General features: G+C 40.3%; 1 protein-coding gene. It reads left to right on the top strand.

The window, feature by feature from the left end; genetic code table 11:
- Nucleotides 1-1537 (top strand): S8 family serine peptidase (locus tag HP456_RS23800; protein ID WP_172255633.1); only part of this gene is annotated, 1537 nt, incomplete at both ends.

Below are 1537 nucleotides of genomic sequence, written 5' to 3'. Positions count from 1 at the left end.
TAGAATTAAACGACAAAACAGGGCTGCAGTTATCCACTGCTGTCAACCTTGATACCGATGAAGAGATCTCTATTATAGTGGAGTTGCATCAGAAGCCTGTCAAAGCAGCTCAACTTCAAGCAAGCTCAGAAGGAGTGAAGCTGACAAAAACAGACGCTAAAAACGCCATTGACCAAGAGCAAAAGAAGTTTAAAGAAGAACTTGGGGAAATATTCAAAAAGGAGAAGGCCAAAGAAAAGTCATATAACATTAAATATCATTATACTGAGGCGTTTAATGGAGTCGCGATCACCTTACCAGCAAATAAAGTAAAATCATTATTACAAACTCAAACTGTAAAGACGATTTGGGGGAATGAAACATTTAGAATTGATCCACCTGCTTCAACTGAAGTAACAAGTCTCGGTATTTCTACTAGAATGGCAGATAGCAACCCATACCTGGGCATCGACCGACTGCATGAAGAAGGGTTGACCGGTAAAGGACTCAAAATTGGTGTCATAGATACTGGAATTGATTATAATCACCCTGATTTAAGAGAAGCCTACAAAGGTGGATTTGACTTTGTAGATAATGATGAAGATCCAATGGAAACAACCTACCAGGACTGGAAGAATGCTAAATTTAAACCAGAATTTTCAATGGGACATTCTTATTATACTGAACACGGTACCCATGTATCTGGAATCATTGCTGGTCAAGGTACAAATGATAGTGACTATACCACGAAAGGCGTAGCTCCTGACGCAGACATTTATGGGTATAGAGTGCTGGGTCCATATGGCAGCGGGACCACAGAAAATGTGTTAAAAGGAATCGATCAAGCAGTAGAAGATGGCATGGACATCATTAACCTGTCATTAGGTGCTTCCATCAATGATCCCTATTTTCCAACCAGTGTCGCGGTTAACAATGCCGTCCTTAGTGGAGTAACGACAATCGTAGCTGCAGGAAATTCAGGGGATGCAGCCTATACTCTTGGATCACCAGGATCTTCTGCACTGGCATTAACGGTTGGTGCAAGTGATACCCCACTTGATATCATGACATACGAAGGTCAGCTTTCATCGCAATCTGTTACCCTACAGTTATTAGGAAAACACTATAGTGATAAAATAGAAGATTTCGAAGGTCAGGCACTGCCAATCGTAGAAGTGGGATTTGGAAGGTCTGATGATTATTCCGGGAAAGATGTACATGACAAAATCGTTCTTGTAAGTCGCGGAGAAATTACATTGAATGACAAGATCAAATATGCAAAGCTAAATGGGGCTAAAGCGATCATGATCTACAACAATAACGAAGATGAAGGCCATATCCCTTTCTTCCTGGGTGAAAATAAGGATTTCATCCCTACATTCAGTTTAACTAAAAGCGACGGAGAAACATTACTTGAAAAACTGTCAAATTCTGAAGACTTCATGTTTAATAAAATCGGCACCGTTCAAACAGAGGGTGATCATCTAGCCGATTTCAGTTCAAGAGGACCTTCTAAATTTAATTATGATATCAAACCTGAAGTGACAGCTCCTGGAGT

It is taken from the genome of Bacillus haikouensis (assembly GCF_013179555.1).
Classification (GTDB): domain Bacteria; phylum Bacillota; class Bacilli; order Bacillales; family Bacillaceae_B; genus Rossellomorea; species Rossellomorea haikouensis_A.
The sequence above is the reverse complement of the archived record's forward strand: the minus strand, read 5'-3'. Positions and strand labels throughout refer to the sequence as shown.